Below are 22,280 nucleotides of genomic sequence, written 5' to 3'. Positions count from 1 at the left end.
GGGTGGAAAAGTGCGAAAACTGCGTACAGAAGGGAGGCAGGGATGACTGCGAGGAAAGGCTCGGCCGGTGGCGTTCAACTGGTTGCTGTGAAGCGTCACGGTGCGCCGGGTTACCGGCAGGGGTGTCGCTGCCGGGCTTGTATGGATGGTGAGCGGGCGCGGCGGAATGGGGAGGCCCCGCCGCCGGTTGAGGTGTCTGCCGTGCCTTCTGCTGGTCGTCGCAGGCAGGGGGAGATGGAGCGGGGCACGCGGAAGCTGATCCGGTCGATGGATTTGGAGGGGACGCCGGCTCAGAAGCTTTTGATCGCGCAGGCGGTGTCTGGCGCGAGGGCGCTGGATGAGGCGCTCGCGGCGGGCCGCCCGTTGTCTGCGGCGCATAAGATGCACTCGGCAGCGGTCAAGGCGTTGGAGGCGTCGATCCCTCCGCCTCCGTCGGAGCCTGTCGACGACGATGACCCGGAGGATCTGGACTTGTGGGTGGCGGCTATTCACCGGCCGTCGGATCAGTGCCAGGAGAGTTTCCCGGTGGTGACGCCGGGGGCGTGTGGCGCTTGTGATGCCGCCCCGGGAGCGCGGGCCTTGTATGGGCAGAAGCATCCGGACGAGCCGGGACACAGGTACGGCATGAGCCGGGAGCAGTGCGGGTGTGCTGAGTGTGTGGCCGAGCTTGCCCAGGCGGCTCGCATGATTTGACCACAATAGGGTCAAACGGGCGCTGAACACGGCACGATAAAGTTGCTGTAAGCGAGTTTCCGTGGACCGCAACCGGGCAGGTCGAAAACCACCCGAGCGAAGCAAGTGGAAGCGCGTAGCAGTATCGCGGCAGGGCGACACCCACCGCATGTTGGACCATACGGAGAAACCTCCGCCGCTGGCAGCGCGTAACGCACCAGCTACAAGCGCCACAACAGGGCGCGGCGTCGAGTGCAACCCCGGGAAAAACCATCATTCATCTTTCCGTGCCCTCGTGCGCGGTATCCCATGAAAGGCCATTGACGTGGCAACGAGAATGAAGCAAATGATTTGGGAGCAGCTCGACAAGCAGAGAGCTGAAGCCCGCAAGATTCTGGATCTGGCGCAGAGCGAGAACCGTGAACTCACCGCTGATGAGACCAAGACCTTTGACGAGGTGATGGAGAAGATCGCTTCCGGCGAGTCGCAGCTCCGCCGCCTGGATGGGTTCGAGGAGCAGGTGCGGAGTGCTGAGTCCGGCATGCTGGGCGGGGGAGCACGGGCTGAGAGCCGCGCCGGGACGTTCGTCTATGAGGCGACAGGGGAGAGGGCAGCGGTAGGCCGGGACGAGAGCTTCCGGTCCCACCCGGTGGTCGCCGCCCACAACGAGCCGAACGAGGACCACGCCGTCAGCCAGTACGGCAATCTCGGCAACATGATCCGTGCTCTGTCCACGACGGGCGGCTCCGCGGTTGTTCCCACCATCTGGGCCGCGCAGCTCATCGATCTGGCCCGGAACAAGTCCGCTGTGATGCAGGCCGGTGCGCCGATCATTCCGATGGACGCCGGTGTTGTGAAGATTGGCCGGCTGACGGGTGATCCTACGGCTGCGTTCCGTGCGGAAGCTTCTGCGATCACGCCAAGTGATCCGACGTTCGACAACGTGACCCTGACGGCGACCACGATGAGTTCGTTGGTGATCGGCTCTCTGGAGTGGTTCCAAGACGCGGACAACGCGGATCAGATCGTGAAGGACGCGATCAGCAAGGCGATGGCTCAGCGCCTGGACCTTGCTGCCCTTTACGGCGGCATCACTGCCGGTGCTGGCACGATCAACCTGCCGACACCGCCGAACCCTCGCGGTGTGCTTGCTGCACTGAACGCGGTTCTGCCGGGGAACGTTCTGGGTGCCGGGGCGAACGGTACGGCGCAGACTGCGGCCACGTTCTACAACGAAGTGCTGGACACGATCTACAAGGTCCGGTACGCGAACGAGGAACCGACCGCGCTGATCTGGAACGCGAAGCTGGCCCGGCAATACGCCGGAGCCAACGACACGACCGGCCAGCCACTGAGGCTCCCCGCGGATGTCGAGGACCTTCCTCGGCTCATGACGAACCAGGTTCCTTCCTACACGCAGGGAACTATGACCAACCGCGCGACGGATCTGTTCGTGGGCGACTGGAACCAGCTCCTGATCGGCCAGCGCCTGGCAGTCACTATCCAGGTCCTGACGGAGAAGTACGCAGACACCGGCCAGATCGGCATCGTGGCGCACTGGAGGGGCGATGTTCAGCCTGCCCGTCCGGCAGCGTTCGCTGTGTACCGTGCGATCCAAGGGGCGCTGTGATGAGCAAGAGCAGCGAGGAACTGGAGGACCACGGTTTGAGTCGGGATGAGGCCGCTGCTGTGGCAGTGCCGGAGATCGGCGTCTCCGGTCTAACCACCGGGGGAGGCGCTGAGCGGATCTCGCAGGGGTACCTGCACACCGTCCACCCGGACACCGGAAACGAGGTGGTCTTCGTACCCGGTGAAGCACTGCCGGACTGGGCTGTGAAAGTCCAGAACGAGGCCCAGGCCAAACGCTTGAACTCCACTGCAGGCTCTGAGGCGGACGTTTCCGCCAGCGGGAAACGTGCCGTCCGTTCGTCGGCGTCCGAGCAGGAGCCTAAAGACCGGCGTTAACGTCACCGTGCCGTCTGTGCCTTTTCTCTCTTCGACCTGGACGGTCCCGGAACGATGGTGGGAGAGGTGGTTATTCCTTTCGCCCTTGACCCTGCCAGCGCCGCACGAAAGCCCACCCGCACAGCAGCGGGTGGGCTTTCCTATGTCCTTGGGCTCCGACGCGGCTTAGCGGGTCAGCTCTTCTGTCGCCCACACCAGATAGGCTAAGAGCGAAACGGAGTGGGCCCCGTGGCACTGCTGAAGCGCTCAGAAATCGTTACTAAATCAGGAGTTTGAATGCCCCCGGCTGCCGCCCCATCAACGTCTATGGAAGCCATGGAGGGCCTCGCGTCGAAGTTTCCGCGACTGCGTTATATGGGCTCGAAGTACAAGCTAGCGCCTCACCTCGCCCAGGCCTTTCGTGACGTAGGTGGGTCTTCCTTCCTTGATGGGTTTAGCGGATCTGGCTTCGTGGGGTACCTAGCTAAGTTGATGGGCTACTCGGTGGCATCCAATGATCACCTGAGCTTCCCCAGCGTCATAGCCCGAGCGGCTATCGTCAATGACGGCGTCCTCCTTTCCGCCGAGACGATTGATCGTATTATCGGGCCTGCCGCAGATGGTCGAGACTTTGTTCAAACGACGTTCGAGAACGTGTTCTTTACTGCCGATGACCGACGGTTCCTGGACTCTGCCTGGTCACACATCGACAGTATGGTCGGGCCGGAGCGTGACCTCGCGATAGCCGCGCTCATTTTGTCGGCCGCACGAAAGCAGCCCCGGGGCGTGTTCACTATCTCCGGAGATCTCGACCACTACAACGACGGAAGGCGCGACCTTCGGTTGTCGTTGAGGGAGCACTTTCGTGAACGTGCTGCTGAATACAACGCGGCCGTGTTTGCCAGCGCCGGGGAGAAAGTTGCCTACACGGGCGACATATGTGATGTCCCGAAGGACGTGTTCGATGTCGTCTACTTGGACCCGCCTTATGCTCCACCAAACGATGACGCTGACTACACGAAGCGCTACCACTTCCTTGAGGGGCTCTCGGATTACTGGGAGGGCCGAGAAATTATGGAGTGGACGAAAACCAAAAAACTGCCTAAGCGTCATTCGTTGTTTGCGAACAAACGAACCATCGAAGGAGCTTTAGAAGCCACTTTAGATAGATTCAAAAACTCCGGCGCGCTCATACTCTCCTATTCGTCTAATGCGCTTCCCGGCGAGGCTCGCTTGAAGGAATTGCTAGGAGAGGTAAAGTCCCATGTTGAGGTAAGGGTGATTCCCCATACCTATCACTTCGGGACTCATACAACCGCAAACCGACGTAGCGCTGTGGAGTACCTCTTTATCGGAACGGACTAGCTTGACGACGCCCTCTATTCCAAGCCTCGACGAGTACATCGCTACACTCGGAGCACAGTCCGCTCATCCGGACCCTACTTTAGAGTCTGAAGATGGCGTGCTAATCAAGCGCGCGGCAGCTGAGATGGTTGAACTCGATGAAATTTCGCAGGCCAGCTTAGCTAAGTGGATTAGTACCCGCCATAAGTACGTTGAAGCCCTCGGGTTGGCAGTGGGCCTGTCGCGGGAGAAGCTGCTTAACAACCTAAAGTACGCCCTCGGAACATCGGGCTACCTAACTCTCGCACGTGACAAACCAGGCGAACTGATTGAGTACCTCGACGATTCTTTTGGTCTTGTCGCGCTGCTTCACGGTCAATTGCACCGTGACTACGATTTCGGGGATGTCTTGGTCGCTCGCGCTGGCACGCGAGCGGTGGCGAAAAGGGCATCGGCTGCTGGCAGGAAGCTTGAGGACGAGATCGAAGAAATCGCCAAGACTTTAGGTCTTCCCTACGAGTTGAGGGGGACATTCATTGGTCGCGACGGCCAGGAAGCACCCTTCGATCTAGCGATACCGGGCAAGGGCTCCGACGCGCAGATCGTCGTAGCAGCTAAGGGCTTTGATTCGACGGGAAGCAAGCTGACGGATGCGGTTCGTGAGGTTGAACAGATGGCTGCAGTTCGACGGCCCAACCAATACGTTATGGCCGTCATTGACGGCATTGGCTGGAATCGGCGGAAAGCAGACTTGGCAAAAATTCACGACAAGTGGGTGTCGAACGACATCGACGGCATGTACACAAGGGCTACCTTGGGTAATTTCCAGAGTGATCTACTGGACGCCGCCCGGCTTCGACGGCTGTTGTAGGTAAAGCGGTCATTCTGCCCATGGGGATTGGGCCGCCCTCCAGGTAAAGGCAAATGCAAGAGCCGCCCCTGAGAGGTCTAGCCAAACTGGGGCGGCTTTTTGATTTCCTGTGGGAACGAGGTTATTCGTCCTCGGCTCGCAATACCTCGCACTCGTCGATCCACCGTGCGAGCGTGCTCAGTGTCGCCAATTGCTCCAGCCAAATTTGCCTAGGCCGTTCGTCAGACCCGTGCGTGGCGGGATTACGAATGCCCATAAAACACCCCGGGGCGAACCCAAGCATTCCACTCCGCATGGCCTTGACCGTAAGGTCGTCATCCTTCCCGGGGTACCGCAAACGCGGTTTGCCGGCCTCAGGCGGTGCTAGTGAAAAGGCCTGTTGCATAAGTGCGGCATCTGATACGTCATGCCTGTTCAGAAGATGTTGGACATGCGCGTTCAGGAAAGTCGCTGCTTTCTGGACGGCAGGCCCGTAGTGCCCATCGGCCCACAACGGAGCTGCTGCCTCCCAGATGATGTGATGGAGCGCATCCGCTGCCATTTTCGGGGCGGAAGTGCCGATGTGCGCCCGCGTTTCCTCCAACGTGGCGAGAATGCCGAGGGCGTATTTCGTCTGCTCGATGCCAGCCGTCAGGTAAGCGAATTTTCCCGAACTATCTGTTGACATGATTGTGGGGAGGTTTTTCAGGCCTAGGACTTTTTGAAGCACAACTTGCGTCTGGTGCTCCTTCGCTCGTAGCGGGGCAGCCTTAGTCCGCATTGCGAACGTCTGGCCGTTAGCAAGCGCAGCCGTGGCGTTGTCTCTCCACCACTCCAAGACTTTCTTTGCCCAGTCTTGATCCAGTCCCTCCATGCTGTGGCCCCCCATCTCTCGTCTTCAGTGCCTCTGATCGAGTCTCCCATGCGTGTCCGACACCGGCCGACAAGGAGAGTCAAGACTACTAGCACCGCGCGACGGGGGTGCCACTAGTCTTCGGCGTGCTTCCGCTGACAGTCGTGTTCGCCGTTTTCCCCGGCATCGCGGCCATCAGCCTGGGCTTCTAGTTCTTGAAATCAACACCGGGCGCCTGGCCTAGCCCCGTGACACTGAAAACCGGACTACCGAAAAAGGAAGAGGACGAAGGATGAAAAACCTGGGAATGTGCTGCGGGATGTTGCTTCTGGCGCTCGCAGCCGCGCGCCGCCCTGCCACCGACCACCCCGAGCGGGGCGACGTACCTGGCTGGGTGATGATCACGCTGATGTCCGCCGTCCTTGTTGCTGCCCTGCTCGCGCTCGCGGGACCAGCCCTGGAGACAATGTTCAACCAGGCAATGGACAAGGTGGGCAGCTAAAGCACATGACAAAGTCGGGCCGCGGGGCCCTAACGGCCCGCCAGGTACCCGCGCCCAGGGAACAGGGCTCGGCCGTGGTGGACTTTGTCCTGGTGGGTGGACTGCTCACAATGTTTTTCCTCGCCGTCATTCAGCTGACATTGGTTCTGCACGTCCGCAACACCCTCATTGATGCCGCCGCCTCAGGTGCCCGCTACGGGACGCTTGCTGACCGAAGTGCCGCCGACGCTGAAGAGCGGAGCCGCGCCCTCATCGCCACCGCGCTGAACCCGGGCTTTGCCGAACAGGTCAGCACCAGCGAAGTGACCGTCCGGGGCATCCGGACACTGGAAGTGACAGTGCGGGCGCCCATGCCCGTCATTGGCTTGATTGGTCCGCGGGACATGCTGGAGGTGAAAGGCCATGCGGCCCTGCAGCCCTGACGGAATGCGCCGGCTCGAAAACCGCCTGCGCGATGTGCTGTTCCCGGGACCGGGGACGGACAACACAGAGCAGGGGAGTGCCGTAGTTGAGTTCACCTTCCTTGGCCTCCTCCTGATGGTCCCGCTGGTCTACTTCATCATCACCGTGGGACAGATCCAAGGCGGTTCTTTTGCCGTTGTGGGCGCGGCAGACCAAGCCGCCAAAGTCTACGTAGCCCAGCCCGATGCACCCACGGCCCGGACCGCCGCGGAACAGGCCGCGGCCCTGGCACTTGCCGACTTTGGGCACGGTCCTGAACAGGCACAGGTTTCCATCAGCTGCAGCCCTGCCGACTGCCAGGCCCCGGGAACCGCGGTCACCACAACCGTCAGCCTTACCATCCCCTTGCCATTCATCCCCTTCGGTGACGGCCTCCGGCTCTCAGCAACCGAGGTAGAGGCATCGGCAACCCAACTGGTGGGCAGGTTCCGGTGAAAATTAGCAAGCCCAGTGAAGACGGCCAGATGATGGTGATGATCCTCGGGTTCGTTGCCGTGGCCCTGCTGGTCGCAACGGTCATGATCGGCATCACCGCGGTCTACCTGGAGCACAAACGGCTCCTGTCACTCGCGGATGGTGCCTCCCTCGCGGCAGCAGACAGCTACACACTCGGCGAAGTCGAGTCACACGGGGAAAGCCCGTCTGCCATCCTCAACCCGGCCCGCGTCCGGAATGTCGCTGCTGACTTTGTCGCCAGGACCCCGTCAGCGGAACGTTTTGATGACCTTGCTGTAGCCGGGGCAACGGGATCGCCCGACGGTTCCACCGCCGTCGTGGTCCTCACCGCTGCCGTGCACCCGCCAGTGGTGAACTTCCTGGTCCCCGGCGGCATTCCAATCGAAGCGACGTCGACGGCGCGCTCCCGGCTGACTCGATGACCTCCGCCCGGCATCCCCACCCGGCGTTCAGGGACGGGACAACACCCGGGCAAGGCCCACGGGACGGATAGCGTAGGCTTAAACGACCATGGCCAATATTGATTTTTCCGCTGAAATCCGCGCGCTCCGCACCACTTACGCTTCCATCGAACGCGTCACTGACCTTGAGGCACTCAAGGAAGACATCGCCGAACTGAGCGAGCGGGCAGGGGAGCCGGACCTGTGGGACGACCCCGCCGCGGCGCAGAAAATCACCTCCAGGTTGTCCCACCGCCAGTCCGAGCTGGAACGCCTCACCAGCCTGGAGTCCCGTATCGACGACCTCGAGGTCCTGGTGGAACTGGGCCAGGACGAGGATGACGCCGACTCCATGGGAGAAGCGGCCACGGAACTGGAGTCAATCCGCAAGGCCCTCAAGGAACTCGAAGTCGTGACACTGCTGTCCGGCGAATACGACGAGCGCGAGGCCGTCGTTTCAATCCGCGCAGGTGCCGGCGGCGTGGATGCCGCCGACTTTGCCGAAATGCTGCTCCGGATGTACCTCCGTTGGGCCGAACGCCACGGATACCCCACCACCGTCATGGACACGTCCTACGCGGAGGAGGCCGGACTGAAGTCGGCAACCTTCGAAGTGAAGGCGCCGTATGCCTTTGGCACGCTCAGCGTCGAAGCCGGAACCCACCGCCTGGTCCGGATCAGCCCGTTCGACAACCAGGGCCGGCGGCAGACCTCGTTCGCAGCGGTGGAGGTTATTCCGCTGATCGAACAGACTGACTCCATTGAAATCCCGGACAACGAAATCCGCGTTGACGTCTTCCGGTCATCCGGCCCGGGCGGCCAGTCCGTGAACACCACTGACTCGGCCGTGCGCCTCACGCACATCCCCACGGGCACCGTGGTGTCCATGCAGAACGAAAAGTCGCAGCTGCAGAACCGTGCGGCGGCCATGCGCGTCCTGCAGTCCAGGCTGCTCCTCCTCAAGAAGGAACAGGAAGACGCCGAAAAGAGGGCACTGGCCGGCGACGTCAAGGCCTCCTGGGGCGACCAGATGCGCTCCTACGTCCTCAACCCGTACCAGATGGTCAAGGACCTCCGGACCGAACACGAAGTCGGCAACACGTCGGCTGTGTTCGACGGCGAGATCGATGACTTCATCGACGCCGGAATCCGCTGGCGCACGGACAACCGCAACGCCGAAAAGTAGGGGTGCCTCGGGCCCCGCCAGCCAAGGATCCAGCGACACGCCCCCTGAAAACGATGTAATGCGCGGGCCTTCCTGCGTATAGTCGAGGGGCCGGGGCCCTATTTCCCCAACAGAAACCCGTGCACCGGCTGCAGAACTGGGCTGCATTCGCAAGGATCGGCCATGCCCTGCAGGGTACTTAGGGCCATGATCCGATTCGAAAATGTCACCAAGGTCTACGACCAGAAAGCCCGGCCTGCGCTGGACTCGGTCAACCTTGAGATTGACCGCGGCGAATTCGCCTTCCTCGTCGGCGCATCAGGCTCCGGCAAGTCCACGTTCCTCCGCCTGGTGCTGAAGGAAGACCGTGCCACCTCCGGCGCCGTCTACGTCGCCGGGCAGAACGTGGCCAAGATTTCCAGTTGGCGGGTACCTCGGCTCCGGCGCGGCATCGGCGTCGTCTTCCAGGACTTCCGGCTCCTGCCCCAAAAGAATGTGTTCGCCAACGTGGCGTTTGCCATGCAGGTCATCGGCAAGAGCCGCAGCGTTATCAGGGACACCGTTCCCGAGGTGCTCAAGACCGTGGGGCTGGAGGGCAAGGAACACCGCATGCCCCACGAGCTCTCCGGCGGTGAGCAGCAGCGCGTGGCCATTGCCCGCGCCGTCGTCAACCGGCCCGGAATCCTCCTCGCCGACGAACCCACCGGCAACCTCGACCCCACCACGTCCATGGGCATCATGGGCGTCCTGGACAAGATCAACCAGAACGGCACCACCGTTGTGATGGCCACGCACGACGACGACATCGTCAACGAGATGCGCAAACGCGTGGTGGAACTCCAGAACGGCGTGGTCATCCGTGACGAGGCCAAGGCCCTGTACACCTCAATGATCCCCGTCGTGGGACAGTCACGCAGGCTCAAGGACGCCAGCGGCAGGGAAGAACCCGGCGCCGGCCTGCCGGGCGACGGACGCGAAGGCGGGGCGCAGCGATGAGGCTAGCATTCATCCTCTCCGAGATCGGCAGCGGCCTGCGGCGCAACCTGTCCATGGTGGTCTCCGTCATCCTGGTCACCTTCGTGTCGCTGACGTTCGTGGGCGCCGCCGGCATGCTGCAGATGCAGATCAACCAGATGAAGGGCTACTGGTACGACAAAGTCCAGGTGGCCATCTTCCTGTGCAGTGAAGGTTCGACGGCGGCCGGTTGCGCGGGCGGGCCCGTCACCCCGGAACAGCAGGAGAGCCTGAACAGCCTCCTGGAGTCACCGGCGGTTGCGCAGTACATCAACGACTTCCAGTACGAGTCCAAGGAAGAGGCCTACAAGCACTTCAAGGACCAGTTCTCCAACTCGCCCATTGTGGACTCCGTGACCCCGGACCAGCTGCCGGCGTCGTTCCGGATCAACATGAAGGACCCGGAGAAGTACCAGATCATCAGCGAAACCTTCTCGTCCCAGCCGGGCGTGGAAACAGTCATCGACCAGCGCCAGCTCCTGGAGCGCCTGTTCTCGGTCATGAACGGCGCCTCCCTGGTGGCTGTCAGCATCGCCGGTGTCATGATCGTCTGCGCCATTCTCCTCATCGCCACCACCATCCGGCTTTCCGCGTTCAGCCGGCGCCGGGAGACGGGCATCATGCGGCTGGTGGGCGCCTCGAAGACGGTCATCCAGTTGCCCTTCATCCTGGAGGGTGTCATCGCCGCCGTAATCGGTGCGGCCCTGGCCTCCGGAACGTTGTGGGCCGTTGCCCACTTCTTCCTGGGCGAATACATGTCCGAGCAATACCCGGATACTGCGTTCATCTCGTCCGGGCAAACCCTGATTCTCGCTCCTGCCCTGCTAATCCTTGGCGGATCCTTGGCTGGAATTTCGTCTCTCTTGACCTTGCGCCGATACCTTCGCGTCTAGGTATGCAAACCAAACAAGGAATGCCCATGAATCCAACTGATCAGACGTCCCACCGCTCCCTTAAGAGGGCGCGCGGCAGGGCGCGCCGGACAGGTGTCCTCAGCGGCGTGCTTGCCGTGGTTCTCGCCGCAGGACTGGCATCGTCCACGCCTGCGGCTTTCGCCGGCGAGCTTGAAGATCGCCAAAAAGCCCTTGAGGCCGAAGCGGCACGGGTCCAGCAGTCCCTGGAGTTCGTGGATTCGCGCATTGCGAAGGCGGCGAGTGACCTGGTCATTTACCAGGGCCAGCTGCCCGGCGCCCAGCAGGCCCTCCTTGAAGCGCAGGGCCGTGTGGCCAGTGCAGTCAAAGAGGTGGAAGCCCTCTCGGCGCGGGTAGATATGGCGCAGCAGAACAAGGCGAAGATCACCCAGCAGCTGGAGACAGACAAGCAGAAGATCGCCGATACCAAGAAGCTCATCGGGCAGATTGCCACACAGGCCTACAAGTCCGGAGGCGTGCCGTCCAACCTGTCCCTGTTCTTCGGTTCCAATAACGGCGGCAGCCTGACCGAGACCATGGATTTGGCGGACCAGGCCATGCGCAGCCAGAACGCCGCAATGGACAAGCTCTCGCAGCAGAGCGCATCGAACGTCAACTCCGAAGCCCGCCTGCAGGCCGTGGAGGCGGAGATCAAGGACCTCAAGGCCAAAGCTGACGCCGCCCTCGAGCGGGAGAAGGCAGCGCGCGACGAAGCCGAGGCCAAAAAGGCGCAGGTGGACCAGCTCATTGCTGACACTGTCCGCCTTGACGCCGAACTTCAGGCCGCCAAGCCGGGCATCCAGTCGCAGCTGGCAAACGTGCAGGCGAGCCAGAACGCCGTTGCCGCCGAAATCCAGGAACGTGACCGGAGGCTCCGCGAAGCCTGGGAAGCCGAGCAGCGGAGGAAAGCCGAAGCCGCTGCCGCAGCAGCTGCAGCTGCTGCTGCGGCTGCGGCTGCAGCCAAGGGGCAGGCGCCCCCGCCGCCCCCGCCGGTGCAGTCATTCATGCCGCCGGTGGGATCGCCGTCGGCATTCGGACTCCGCCACCCCTTTAACGGTGGTGTTCCCATCACCTCCGGCTTCGGCTGGCGGGCGACGCCTCCCGGAACCATCGACTTCTATGGCCAGGGCGGCTACCTGCATACCGGTATCGACTTCGGTGCGGCCTGCGGTACGCCGGTTTATGCCGCAGCGGCAGGCGAAGTCTTCGGCTCGGGCTGGAGCTCCGCGGACGGCGGTGGATGGCGGGTGAAGATCTCCCATGGATTGGTGGAGGGCAACACCCTGAACACCATCTACTACCACAACGCCAGCATTGTGGTGTCGAACGGCCAGCGGGTTTCCCAGGGACAACTGATTGCCTACTCCGGCAACACCGGCAACTCAACCGGCTGCCACTCCCACTTTGAAACCTGGCTCAACGGCTCCGCCGTCGACCCAATGGGACTGCTGTAGCGGCATCGCGGCCCTGCCGTAAACTGGTATGACTTCGCGCCGGACCGGCCCGGAGGACATCGGACCTGAAAACTGAGGAGCTTTCCCGTGCCTAAAGAAAGTGGCCGTAAAGTGGTGGCCACCAACCGGAAGGCCCGGCATGACTACCACGTGCTGGACACCTACGAGGCTGGCATCGCGCTCATGGGAACTGAAGTGAAGTCCCTGCGCGAAGGACACGCTTCGATGGTGGATGGTTTCTGCACGTTCTACAACGACGAGCTGTGGATGGAAGCCATCCACATCCCCGAATACAACCAGGGCAGCTGGACCAACCATGCCGCCCGGCGGCGCCGGAAGCTGCTGCTGCACCGCGAGGAGCTCATCAAGATCTCCCACAAGGTGCGCGAATCGGGCTACACCATCGTGCCGCTGCAGCTGTATTTCGTGGACGGCCGCGCCAAGGTGGAGATCGGTGTGGCGCGGGGCAAGCGCGAGTACGACAAGCGCCAGACGCTGCGGGAACAGCAGGACAACCGGGAGGCGCAGCGGGAAATGCGGGAACGCAACCGGCGCAAGTAGGAATGGATCCCGGAGAACGTGCGTTACTATAGATAGTCCGGTGGGTATGCCCGCCGGTTTGGTAACAAAATATGGGGATGATCGGTTTCGACGGTGTTTGTCGCGACAGGTGAAGCGGGCCGAGGATGCAGAATTATCTCGTTAACGCTTTCTGCAAAACAATAAGTGCCAAACAAACGCGCACTGACTTCGCTCTTGCTGCCTAAGCAGTAAGACAGTCCGTCAGCCCGGGGTTGCTATCGCCCCGGTTCCTGGCGTCATTTAGATAGCCACTGCTGTTTGCTCCCGTCATCGGAGTAAACGGGACTCTTAGATGACTGGGCCCGGATCAGCCAGCTGTTTGCAGCATGGCTGGGGCCGAGAAAATCCGACGCAAACTGCGCCCGGAGAAGCCCTGACAACACGACATCGGACGGGGGTTCAATTCCCCCCATCTCCACCAAAAAAGCCCCGGACTTCCGGGGCTTTTTTGTTGCCCTTCGGCATAGGACGCCAGTGGGGGCGCCCTGACACCCCAGTCCTCGGACCGGGGTGTTTATCGTTGCCTGGGCTATGGCGCTGCCCGTTCACCCACGGCGTAGCCTGCACGGGACTAGGAGGCCGCCGCCGCTCGTTGTGATCGGTAAGGCCCGGTAACGCAACGGAGGTCCGGGCGGGCACAACCAGGAGGTGCGCCGTGGACCAGGCGCGGGAACCGGTCTTCGCCGACGACGGCGAGGTGCTGGATTCATATTCACAGACAGTCATGCGCGTGGCGGCAGCCGTCACCCCACACGTGGCGGCGATTGAGATGACGGCACGGCGCCGCAACGGCAGGATGCGCATGGGGGCCGGATCCGCAGTCCTCTTCACCCAGGACGGCTATCTCCTGACCAACTCCCATGTGGTGGCCGGGACGGAGAGGGGCCATGCGGTCTTCGCCGACGGCAGCCGGATGGAGCTTGAACTGGTGGGCAGCGATCCCTTGTCGGACCTCGCCGTGGTCCATGGCCGGCGTCCGAAAGTTCCGCCCGCTGAATTCGGGGCCGCGGAAACCCTTCGCGTGGGACAACTTGTTGTGGCGGTGGGAAATCCGCTGGGCCTTGCAGGCTCTGTCACGGCGGGCGTCGTGAGCGGCCTCGGCCGTGCCATTCCGGTGTGGTCGGGCAACAACCGCAGGGTCATCGAAGATGTCATCCAGACGGACGCGGCACTGAACCCCGGTAACTCAGGCGGTGCCCTCGCCGATACCCACAGCAGGATTGTGGGCATCAATACGGCAGTCGCGGGCGCAGGGCTGGGGCTGGCGGTTCCGATCAACGCGACCACGCGGCGGATCATCTCCGCCCTGCTTTCCGATGGACGGGTCCGCCGCGCCTACCTGGGCCTGGTCAGCACTCCCATCCGGCTGAACCCCAGCACAGTGATCAGGACGGGCCAGCGGGAAGGGCTGCGGATCGTGGAGGTGCTGCCCGGCTCACCCGCTGACAGGGCGGGCCTGGCAGCGGGAGACATCCTCCTTACGGCGGGCGGCCGGCCCGTCAGCAATGCCGAAAGCCTGCAGCGGCTGCTCTTTGCCGACGCGATCGGCCAGCCGCTGGATCTCGCGGTACTGCGGGACGGTGCCGAGAGCCATCTGGTGGCCGTGCCGGACGAAATGACCAGCAACGGCAACTGAGCCGGGAACAGTGAAGTCCCGCGTCAGCGCCCCGTATCCGGCGCCGCCACGTCGGCGATGCCCACGAAACGCGTCCCGACGCCGTCGAACTCGCTCCGGACGAACCCCGGCGCGGCAGCCGGCACGTCCGCGGGTGAATGATGGTGGCAGACAACGTACGTGAAGTCCGGCCACCATTTCTTGGGACGGGCCGCCTCCTCGTAGCCGCAGACCGCACACTCAAGGTGGACCCACACCGGCCGCTTGCCCGTCCGGTTGGCGCGGGACTGGACCAGCCAAGGCGGCGGGTTGTCCAGGATCGCACCCAGTTCGGCCTCGGTCATCCATTTGGGAAGGCCATGGCGCTGGGCCATTTCCAGCGGCACATCCAGGGCAATTGCCGCGTCACGTCTGCTAATCATCACAGTCCACCATACGGGAGGCATACAAATCAGGACCGGGCCCCGGTGGGGCCGGGCGCCCAAGCGGGCTGAACCAACCGGACCGCACGACTAGGCAGTCAGCGCAATGCCGGCAGCAGCCGCGGCAAATCCGAGCACCAGGTTGCCGGCGATATTGAGGGCTGCCGCGCCGACGCGCGACTCCGCGAAGAGCCGAACGGTGGCCGTGGTCCAGGAACTGAAGGTGGTCAGCCCGCCCGCCAGGCCGGCGGACAGCCCGGCCTGCCAGTCAGGGCTCAGGCCGAGCCCCGCTGCCGCTCCGTGGGACAACCCGATGATGAAGCACCCCGCCACATTCACCAGCAACGTGGCCCACGGCCAGTGCAGCTTTTGGTTCCCGCTGCCGGTTCGGACGCTGCGGGTGGAGCTGTGGTGTGCGAACCAGCTGTCGACGCCAAAGCGGAGGAGTGCCCCCATCACGCCGAAGACGCCCACCATGACCGCGCCGATCATTGCCGGCGGCCCGGAACAGCGTCCACTGGTTGTAGGGTGAGCCGCTTGCCCAGCCGCCACCCCGCTCCTGCGGCAGCCAGGCCTTAGAAGCAGCGATACTGCCAGATAGGCGATCCACACCGGGTGCTGGCCCGCCCGGGCTAGCTGGTCTACGGCGAACACCACGGCGGAGAACGTGGTGAAGGAGCCAAGCAGTCCGGGTCCCAGTCCCGCGCGAAGCCAGAACGCAGTCCGCGGCCGGGCCATCCAGGCAGTGGTCAGCGCGGCCAGGACAAAGCTGCCGGCAACGTTGATGCACAGTGTTGCCCACGGCACCGACGCGGGCTGCTCGGGGAACGCCAGCGTCAGGCCGTACCGGAGTTCGCTGCCAACCAGGCCGCCGACGGCAACAGCCAGCCATGCCCGCCAGACGGGCGCCGGTCCCACGTCAGCTGTCTCCCAGCAGGCAGCCTGGATGGGGATGGTCGCTGTGGACCCAGAGGGCTGAGGTGATCTCGTCCGCCAGATCGTAATCCCTGGTCCGCCCGGAGTTCCGGATCCGCACCATCAGGGCACCGCCGAACGGCCGGCGTCCCACCACCTCTACCTCGGCGTCAAGGTCGATCTCCTCGGCGGACAGATAGCGGAGCAGGTCCGGGTTATCGTCACTGATCCGCGTAATCCTGCCGGTGTGGCCCTTATCCAGCTCGCCCATCAGGTGCGCCCTGGGCATCAGCACCTTGCCGTCCGCCGTGGGAATAGGATCCCCGTGCGGGTCCCGGCTGGGATCGCCGAGCTTGGCGGCGACGCGCTCAATGAAAGTGTCTGATACTGCGTGCTCGAGCAGTTCGGCCTCGTCGTGGACCTCATCCCAGCTGTATCCAAGCTGCTGGACCAGGTAGGTTTCGATCAGCCGGTGGCGCCGCACCATGGACAAGGCAAGCCGCAGTCCCGCGTCCGTAAGGGTAATGGCGCTGTACGGCTTGTGGTCAACAAGGCCCTGGTCCTTGAGCTTGCGGACCATTTCCGACACGGACGAATTGGCAACGCCCAGCCTTTGGGCCAGCTGCGAGGACGTGATGGGCTTGTCCTGCCATTCAGTGAAAGAGTAGATGACCTTGACGTAGTCCTCAATGGAGGAGGAGGGCGCGCTGGTCTTCACAGGACCAAGCCTACCGGGTGCCCAGGGAGCGCGGCGGAACCGCTCATACTTTGACTGCCCGCCACGACAACGTCAGGTACGGCAGCCCGATGTCCTCGTCCGCGGCATGTCCCAGGTGCTCATGCAGGTACCAGTCAAGGTTGGCGAGGACCTTGGCACGGGTGGCATCACCTGCCCGGAGGTAATAGCTGCGCGATTTGGTCAGTTCGATCAGGTCCTCGGTGCTGACGGTGTCCTGCCAGTGCGTCACGTGGCTTTCCAGCTCACCGAATTCCGGGCCCACCACCGGCCGGTGGCCGGGCTTGTAGACGTCCCCGGCGTGCATGATCCGCGAGAGCCGGTGCACCCAGGGGACGGTGGTGTCCAGTTGGTTCCAGACAAGCCCGAGTGTGCCGTGCGGACGCAGGACGCGTGCCAGTTCGGTGCTCGCGGTCAGGGGATCGCACCAGTGCCAGGCCTGGGCAACGGTGACGACGTCGAAGGCGGACGACGGCAGGCCTGTGGCTTCGGCGGTTCCCAGGACCGCGGTGGCGCCGGGATAGTGTGCCTTCAGCTGGTCCAGCATGTCGGCGGAGGGGTCGACGGCGGTGACGGCCAGCCCGCGTTCCAGCAGCAGTTCGGTGAACTTGCCGGTTCCTGCCCCGGCGTCGAGCGCATCCCTCGCGCCCGCGGGGATGAGCCAATTGGCAGAGTCGGCGGGATAACCGGGCCGGACCCGCTGATAGTGCCTACCGCCCTGCTGGAAACTCTTGCCCAGCTCCCGGCGCCGCCCGAGATCCAGCTTTGGGCCACCCCGAACCACGTGCGGCCTCCTTCAGTCAATGCCCTGCGGTACCTTCCGAATTTACCGCATCTGCCGGATGGGTCAGTCGTCGGTGCAGGGAGCAGCGCCGGCGGTCCCAGGCGTGTTTGGGGCCCAGTGCGGGTAGGTGCGGGTGTCATTGGCGGGAACCCACCGCCCTGAGTCCACCACGTAGTCCCAGCCGAGCCCGTCACGGCGCAGCTTGGCGATGCCGGCCAGGAGCCGCTGGGCATCCTCCAGCCGGGAACCGACGCCGAAGCTGGCGCGGAGCGAACCCGAAGGCAGGCCCAGCCGCTTCAGCAGGGGGTGTGCGCAGAAGCGTCCGTCACGCAGGCCCACGCCGTGCTCGGCCGACAGGTACGCAGCCACGAGGCCTGCGTCGTAGCCCTCAACCGAGAAGTTGACCACGCCGATGGTGTCGGTGTCCGGGTTGGTGTCCTTGAAGATCTGGTGCACTGTGACGCCGTCGATCTCCTGGAGGCCCTCCACCAGGAAGCAACGGATGGCGGATTCGTGGGCGTGCCAGCGTTCCTGGTCCAGGCCCGCGATGACCTGGGTGGCCTTGGCCAGGGTGGCGGCACCCAGGACGTTGGGGGAGCCGCCCTCGTGGCGGGCCGGGCCGGTGGCCCAGCTGACGCCGTCGAGCCTGGCCTCCTTGACCGCGCCGCCGCCGGCGAGGTGCGGGGTTCCGGCGTCGAGCCAGTCCGGCCGTCCCACCAGGACGCCTGCGCCGAAGGGCGCGTACAGCTTGTGGCCGGAGAAGGCGACGTAATCGACGTCGTCCGCGCTGATGTTGATGCGGCGGTGCGGCGCCAGCTGGGCCGCGTCCACCACGATGCGGGCCCCGTGCTGGTGGGCCAGGGCCGCAAGGGCGCGGACCGGGAGGATTTCGCCCGTGACGTTGGAGGCGCCGGTGATGGCCAGCAGGCTGACGCCGCCCTGTTCCAGCTCTGCACGTACGGCGTCGATGGTTCCCGCGATGGTGTCGGCGGCAACAATGCTGCGGTGGGGAACGCCCTGCCACGGCAGCAGGTTGGCGTGGTGCTCAATGTCCAGGTACAGGACGTCGCCGGCGGGCTGGCCGCCGTTGAGGGGCAGGCAGCCGGCCAGCAGGTTGAGCGAGTCCGTGGTGTTCCGCGTGAAGATGACGGAGTCGTTCGGGCGGCCGCCCACAAAGTCGCGGACGATGCTGCGGGCGTTTTCGTAGACCGAGGTGCTGATCTGGGACGCGTAGCCGGCACCGCGGTGGACACTGGCATAGAAAGGCAGGATCTCGTTGAGGTAGGCGGACACCACCGAGAGGGCGGGGGCGGAGGCGCCATAGTCAAGGTTGGCGTAGCGGATATGGCCGCCGGAAATCAGCGGTGCCTGGATTTCTGCGCCGGTGACGGCGGCGAGAGGCCGGCCGGCCAGTGCCTGCCGTCCGTCAAACACGGAATCAGCGGTGATGGCGGCGTTGGGGGAGACGGTGGCAGTTGTCACAGAGACCTCACTTCAAAACAGGACTCCGCTATCAAGGGAATCCGCGCTTGCCGCATCCGCTCCGGACCGGCCTGGTCGTCACCCGGGGCACCCCACCGCGAATGGAGGGTTGCCGGCCAGCAAACCGGGGTTTTGCGCTGGCACTCGTGACCTGGTTAAGAGCGTAGAACATGGGGCGGCCAGGATTGAAGCCGGCGCAATTGTTAAGGCCTTTGTTACGCGGGAATGGAAAACAGGCTTTTCGGCGAAGAAGACGACGGCGGACACCTCCTTCTGGAGGTAACCGCCGTCGTTTGTTCGGTTGCAGGGGGCTTTAGAGCAGGTCGTCAAGGTACGGGTTCAACCGCTGCAGCACCTCCGAGTGCAGGATGGAGTTGGTGGCCAATGCGTTCCCGCCGAACGGGCCATCCTCGCCCTCAAGCGATGTGAACCGCCCACCCGCCTCCACCACAATCGGCACCAATGCAGCCATGTCGTACAGATTGAGCTCGGGTTCGCAGGCGATGTCCACCGAGCCCTCTGCCACCATGCAGTAGGACCAGAAGTCACCGAAGGCACGGGTCCGCCACACATCCTCGGTAAGGCCGAGGAACTCGTCCAGGTTTCCCCGTTCCTTCCAGCCGGAGAGGCTTGAATAGGACAGTGAGGCGTCGGACAGGCTGGAGACGTCGGACACCCGCAGCCGGGTAGCCGCGGCAAGGGAACGGCCCATGTAGGCACCCATGCCCTTGGCCGCCCACCAGCGCTTGCCCAAGGCTGGAGCGCTCACGACGCCGACCACCGGCTCGCCCTCGTCAACGAGGGCAATAAGGGTGGCCCACACGGGGACGCCACGGACAAAGTTCTTGGTTCCGTCGATGGGGTCGATGATCCAGCGGCGCGAGCCGTGGCCGGTACTGCCGAACTCCTCACCGAGCACTGCGTCGCGGGGGCGGGAGCGGGAGAGCTGGCCGCGGATGGCTTCCTCGGCGGCCTTGTCCGCGTCGGTGACCGGCGTCAGGTCGGGCTTGGTCTCCACATGGAGGTCCAGTGCCTTGAAGCGGCTCATGGTCTGGTCATCCACGGAGTCGGCCAGGACATGGGCCAGGCGCAGGTCATCGTTGTAGCTCGAAGCGGGTTGGATCATGGTTCCAAACTACCGTCTGCAGGCTGTTCTGCTGGGAGATCGGCTTTGTCAGTTGACGCTGCCGAGCTCCTTTGCCTCCTGAGCATCCTCCCGCGGATCCGCTCCGAGCAACCGGCGCAAGGACGCCAGCCGAGCCTCTCCGGTCGGGCCCGCGTGGCCTTCCACCACCCAGGCATCCAGGCCGCAGTTAACGGCTGTTGCCGTGTGCTTGCAGCCGCGTTCGCAGGCATCGGTGCCGGGGGAGAGGTCCGGGAAGGACCGCAGGATCCGGTCCGGGTCCACATGCGCCAGGCCAAAGGAGCGGATGCCGGGGGTGTCGATGATCCAGCTGCCCGGCGGTGCGTCAACCAGCCGCAGGGCCAGTGCTGACGATGACGTGTGCCGGCCCCTGCCGGTGACCGCGTTGACGCCGCCGGTGGCACGTTCGGCTCCCGTGAGCGCGTTGACCATTGTTGACTTGCCGACGCCGGAGTGTCCCAGCATGACGGTGACCTTGCCGTCCAGGTAGGACCGCAGCGCGGCAACAGCAGCGCTGTCCAGCCGGGCGGACAGTCCGTCGTCCGAGCGGGCATCGATGCCGGACGCCGCAAGGTCGGCGGTCCGGCTGATGATCACGGGAAGGTCGAGGTGAGTGTAGTTGGACAGGAGCTCCGCCGGATCCTTGACGTCCGCCTTGGTGACCAGCAGGATCGGGTCGATGCCGGCGTCGTAGGCCGCTACGAGCGCGCGGTCGATGAAGCCTGTGCGGGGTTCCGGGTTGGCGGCGGCCACCACGATCACCAGTTGGTCGGCGTTGGCCACCACGGCCCGCTCCACCGGGTCAGTATCGTCAGCGCTGCGCCGCAGCAGCGTCTTCCGGTCCTGGATCCTGACCAGCCGGGCCAGGGTATGGGGGTCGCCGGAAACATCCCCCACGAGGGAAACGAAGTCGCCCGCCACAACGGGGGAGCGGCGGAGTTCACGGGCCCGGGCGGCGATAACTGTACGCTCGTCAGCGGAGTCCTCGCGCACCACGGCGGTGTACCGCCCCCGGTCAACGGTGATGATCCGCCCGGTCACGGCGTCGTCGTGGCTGGGGCGGTCCTTGGTGCGGGGCCTGGACCCCTTCTTGTTGGGCCGGATCCGGACATCCGATTCGTCCCAGGAATCAGTGCGCCTTGCCACCGCTAACCTTCCGCCCCGGTGCGGGCCTCCTGCTGCGGGGCACCGCCCTGGGCGAGCATGTCCGCCCAGAGCCGGGGAAAGTCGGGCATGGTCTTTGCCGTGGTGGCGATGTCCTCCACCTGTACTCCTTCCACCGCCAGGCCCAGGATTGCCCCTGCAGTGGCCATGCGGTGGTCGGCGTAGCTGTGCACGACGCCGGCGTGCAGCGGGGCAGGGCGGATCACCAGGCCGTCGCTGGTTTCCTCGACGTCGCCGCCCAGGCGGTTTATTTCCGTAACCAGCGCGGCTAGCCGGTCCGTTTCATGCCCGCGCAGGTGGGCTATCCCGGTGAGCCGGGACGGCCCCGATGCAAGGGCGCACAGGGCCGCTACCGTAGGTGCCAGTTCGCTGGTGTCGGCGAAGTGGGCGCCCTTGATTTCGGGACCGCCCGTGACCGTGAGGACGCCGTCCTCAAGTGTCACTGTCGCGCCCATCTCGGGGAGGATGCTGCGCCACAGGTCACCCACCTGCTGCGTCTGCTCGGGCCAGCCGGGAATCCGGACGGTCCCGCCTGAAGCCAGCGCCGCTGCGAGGAACGGGCCGGCGTTGGACAGGTCCTGCTCGATCCGCTGGTCGAAAGCGCGGATGGGGCCAGGTGAGACAACCCAGTGGTTGGGCACCGAGTCATCCACCTGGACCCCGGCGCCGCGGAGGACCGCAACTGTCATGTTGATGTGGTCCAGGCTGGGCACTGGTTTGCCCACGTGCTCAAGATGCAGGCCCTCGGTGAACCGCGCCCCCACCAGCAGCAACGCGGAGACGAACTGGGAGGACGCGCTGGCATCGATCACCAGGTGCCCGCCGCGGACCTCCCCGCTGCCTTCCACCACGAACGGAAGCGACGACGGCGTGCCCCCATCCTCAGCGGATACCGTAACGCCCAGCGCCCTCAGCGCCTCGATAATGGTCCCCATCGGACGCTTGCGCGCGTGCGGGTCGCCGTCGAACACGCTGGCACCGTTGCGCAGCGCCGCGAGCGGCGGAACGAAACGCATGACCGTGCCGGCGAGGCCGCAGTCAATCCTGGTGAGCGGCTGCGCCGCATCCTGCCCCAGCGGGACCACTTCGAGGTCCGGCCCGAACGCGCCATCGCCCGGCACTTCCGTGATGGTGGCACCCAGCTGGCGGAGCGCCTCGACCATCAGGGCGGAGTCGCGGGAGTGCAGGGGTGCACGCAGGCGTGACGGTCCGTCGGCCAGCGCGGCAAGGACGAGGTACCTGTTGGTCAGGGACTTCGAGCCGGGAACCGTGAGAGTGGCGTTAACGGGCCGCGAAGCGAACGGTGCGGGCCAGTGGGGGACAGGAGCTCCGGAATCGTCCCGGGTGGCGGCTGCAGCGGTCATTCGTG

Annotated in this window: 23 protein-coding genes, 1 other RNA gene, 1 pseudogene and 1 riboswitch; of the genes and pseudogenes, 15 read left to right on the top strand and 10 right to left on the bottom strand. The window is 64.3% G+C overall.

The features are described 5' to 3' along the window. Positions 1-1,009 precede the first annotated feature (1,009 nt). The 4 genes from AC5RU7_RS01575 (at position 1,010) to AC5RU7_RS01560 (ending at position 4,831) form a co-directional block, all read left to right on the top strand. A complete protein-coding gene (locus tag AC5RU7_RS01575; RefSeq protein ID WP_494050801.1) occupies positions 1,010-2,302 on the top strand; it encodes a phage major capsid protein in 1,293 nt (430 codons plus the stop codon). Next, complete coding sequence (locus AC5RU7_RS01570) at positions 2,302-2,637, top strand: hypothetical protein (RefSeq protein ID WP_494050800.1); 336 nt, start codon at positions 2,302-2,304, stop codon at positions 2,635-2,637. Before AC5RU7_RS01575 ends, AC5RU7_RS01570 begins: the two co-directional genes overlap by 1 nt. A 354-nt stretch (positions 2,638-2,991) precedes the next feature. Next, entirely contained in the window at positions 2,992-3,981 is a 990-nt protein-coding gene (locus AC5RU7_RS01565; protein ID WP_494050799.1) for a DNA adenine methylase, read from the top strand. Position 3,982: 1 nt separating this feature from the next. Next, entirely contained in the window at positions 3,983-4,831 is an 849-nt protein-coding gene (locus AC5RU7_RS01560) for a hypothetical protein (protein WP_494050798.1), read from the top strand. A gap of 121 nt (positions 4,832-4,952) precedes the next feature. Here the strand turns inward: AC5RU7_RS01560 and AC5RU7_RS01555 are convergent, their stop codons facing one another. Then, the gene (locus AC5RU7_RS01555) at positions 4,953-5,684 is read right to left on the bottom strand and encodes a TIGR02391 family protein (protein ID WP_494050797.1); all 732 of its coding nucleotides are present in this window, start codon (positions 5,682-5,684) and stop codon (positions 4,953-4,955) included. 271 nt (positions 5,685-5,955) lie between these two features. On the opposite strand from AC5RU7_RS01555, the gene AC5RU7_RS01550 reads away from it, so the two are divergent. The 11 genes from AC5RU7_RS01550 to AC5RU7_RS01500 all read left to right on the top strand — a co-directional run bounded on the left by AC5RU7_RS01550 (position 5,956) and on the right by AC5RU7_RS01500 (position 14,285). Next, complete coding sequence (locus tag AC5RU7_RS01550; protein WP_494050796.1) at positions 5,956-6,165, top strand: hypothetical protein; 210 nt, start codon at positions 5,956-5,958, stop codon at positions 6,163-6,165. Between the two features lie 5 nt (positions 6,166-6,170). Next, positions 6,171-6,587, top strand: coding sequence for a TadE/TadG family type IV pilus assembly protein (locus AC5RU7_RS01545; protein ID WP_494008689.1), 417 nt, complete (start codon positions 6,171-6,173; stop codon positions 6,585-6,587). After that, positions 6,568-7,062 carry a hypothetical protein gene (locus AC5RU7_RS01540; protein ID WP_494050795.1) on the top strand — a complete coding sequence of 165 codons (495 nt, stop codon included), beginning with the start codon at positions 6,568-6,570 and terminating at the stop codon, positions 7,060-7,062. Before AC5RU7_RS01545 ends, AC5RU7_RS01540 begins: the two co-directional genes overlap by 20 nt. Before the next feature lie 29 nt (positions 7,063-7,091). After that, on the top strand, positions 7,092-7,505 hold the full coding sequence (locus tag AC5RU7_RS01535) for a pilus assembly protein TadG-related protein (protein WP_494051339.1): 414 nt from the start codon (positions 7,092-7,094) through the stop codon (positions 7,503-7,505). A gap of 88 nt (positions 7,506-7,593) precedes the next feature. Further along, positions 7,594-8,709 (top strand): peptide chain release factor 2, encoded by a 1,116-nt coding sequence (gene prfB / locus AC5RU7_RS01530; RefSeq protein WP_494050794.1) that lies wholly within the window; start codon positions 7,594-7,596, stop codon positions 8,707-8,709. Positions 8,710-8,895: 186 nt separating this feature from the next. Then, positions 8,896-9,684 (top strand): cell division ATP-binding protein FtsE, encoded by a 789-nt coding sequence (gene ftsE, locus AC5RU7_RS01525; protein ID WP_494050793.1) that lies wholly within the window; start codon positions 8,896-8,898, stop codon positions 9,682-9,684. Then, a complete protein-coding gene (gene ftsX, locus AC5RU7_RS01520) occupies positions 9,681-10,595 on the top strand; it encodes a permease-like cell division protein FtsX (protein ID WP_494008685.1) in 915 nt (304 codons plus the stop codon). The genes ftsE and ftsX overlap by 4 nt, the downstream gene beginning before the upstream one ends. 26 nt (positions 10,596-10,621) lie before the next feature. Further along, positions 10,622-12,067, top strand: a complete 1,446-nt coding sequence (locus AC5RU7_RS01515) for a peptidoglycan DD-metalloendopeptidase family protein (RefSeq protein ID WP_494050792.1) — start codon at positions 10,622-10,624, stop codon at positions 12,065-12,067. A gap of 87 nt (positions 12,068-12,154) precedes the next feature. Next, positions 12,155-12,628, top strand: coding sequence for an SsrA-binding protein SmpB (gene smpB / locus AC5RU7_RS01510; RefSeq protein WP_494008683.1), 474 nt, complete (start codon positions 12,155-12,157; stop codon positions 12,626-12,628). A gap of 73 nt (positions 12,629-12,701) precedes the next feature. Further along, positions 12,702-13,070: a transfer-messenger RNA gene (gene ssrA / locus AC5RU7_RS01505) on the top strand. Positions 13,071-13,304: 234 nt separating this feature from the next. Then, a complete protein-coding gene (locus tag AC5RU7_RS01500) occupies positions 13,305-14,285 on the top strand; it encodes a S1C family serine protease (protein WP_494008682.1) in 981 nt (326 codons plus the stop codon). A gap of 23 nt (positions 14,286-14,308) precedes the next feature. Here AC5RU7_RS01500 and AC5RU7_RS01495 read toward each other — a convergent pair whose 3' ends face one another. The 9 genes and pseudogenes from AC5RU7_RS01495 to aroA form a co-directional block, all read right to left on the bottom strand. Then, positions 14,309-14,686, bottom strand: coding sequence for a hypothetical protein (locus AC5RU7_RS01495; protein ID WP_494050791.1), 378 nt, complete (start codon positions 14,684-14,686; stop codon positions 14,309-14,311). Positions 14,687-14,776: 90 nt separating this feature from the next. Next, entirely contained in the window at positions 14,777-15,178 is a 402-nt protein-coding gene (locus AC5RU7_RS01490; RefSeq protein WP_494051338.1) for a fluoride efflux transporter FluC, read from the bottom strand. A 144-nt stretch (positions 15,179-15,322) separates the two neighbouring features. After that, a pseudogene (locus AC5RU7_RS01485) lies at positions 15,323-15,604 on the bottom strand (fluoride efflux transporter FluC); the annotation flags it as partial. A 1-nt stretch (position 15,605) separates the two neighbouring features. Beyond that, positions 15,606-16,319: a metal-dependent transcriptional regulator gene (locus AC5RU7_RS01480; RefSeq protein WP_494008678.1), complete on the bottom strand. Its 714-nt coding sequence runs from the start codon at positions 16,317-16,319 to the stop codon at positions 15,606-15,608. A 43-nt stretch (positions 16,320-16,362) separates the two neighbouring features. Then, positions 16,363-17,121: a class I SAM-dependent methyltransferase gene (locus tag AC5RU7_RS01475; protein ID WP_494050790.1), complete on the bottom strand. Its 759-nt coding sequence runs from the start codon at positions 17,119-17,121 to the stop codon at positions 16,363-16,365. Positions 17,122-17,184: 63 nt separating this feature from the next. Further along, the gene (locus tag AC5RU7_RS01470) at positions 17,185-18,603 is read right to left on the bottom strand and encodes an aminotransferase class V-fold PLP-dependent enzyme (RefSeq protein ID WP_494050789.1); all 1,419 of its coding nucleotides are present in this window, start codon (positions 18,601-18,603) and stop codon (positions 17,185-17,187) included. Between the two features lie 38 nt (positions 18,604-18,641). After that, a riboswitch (SAM riboswitch) is annotated at positions 18,642-18,755 on the bottom strand. Positions 18,756-18,916: 161 nt separating this feature from the next. Continuing rightward, positions 18,917-19,729, bottom strand: coding sequence for a histidinol-phosphatase (gene hisN, locus AC5RU7_RS01465; protein ID WP_494050788.1), 813 nt, complete (start codon positions 19,727-19,729; stop codon positions 18,917-18,919). Between the two features lie 48 nt (positions 19,730-19,777). After that, positions 19,778-20,893 (bottom strand): ribosome small subunit-dependent GTPase A, encoded by a 1,116-nt coding sequence (gene rsgA, locus AC5RU7_RS01460; RefSeq protein WP_494050787.1) that lies wholly within the window; start codon positions 20,891-20,893, stop codon positions 19,778-19,780. Positions 20,894-20,895: 2 nt separating this feature from the next. After that, positions 20,896-22,275 (bottom strand): 3-phosphoshikimate 1-carboxyvinyltransferase, encoded by a 1,380-nt coding sequence (gene aroA / locus AC5RU7_RS01455; protein ID WP_494050786.1) that lies wholly within the window; start codon positions 22,273-22,275, stop codon positions 20,896-20,898. Positions 22,276-22,280: the final 5 nt, after the last annotated feature.

It is taken from the genome of Arthrobacter sp. K410C (genome assembly GCF_059090105.1).
This window is presented reverse-complemented; position numbering and strand designations above follow the sequence as displayed.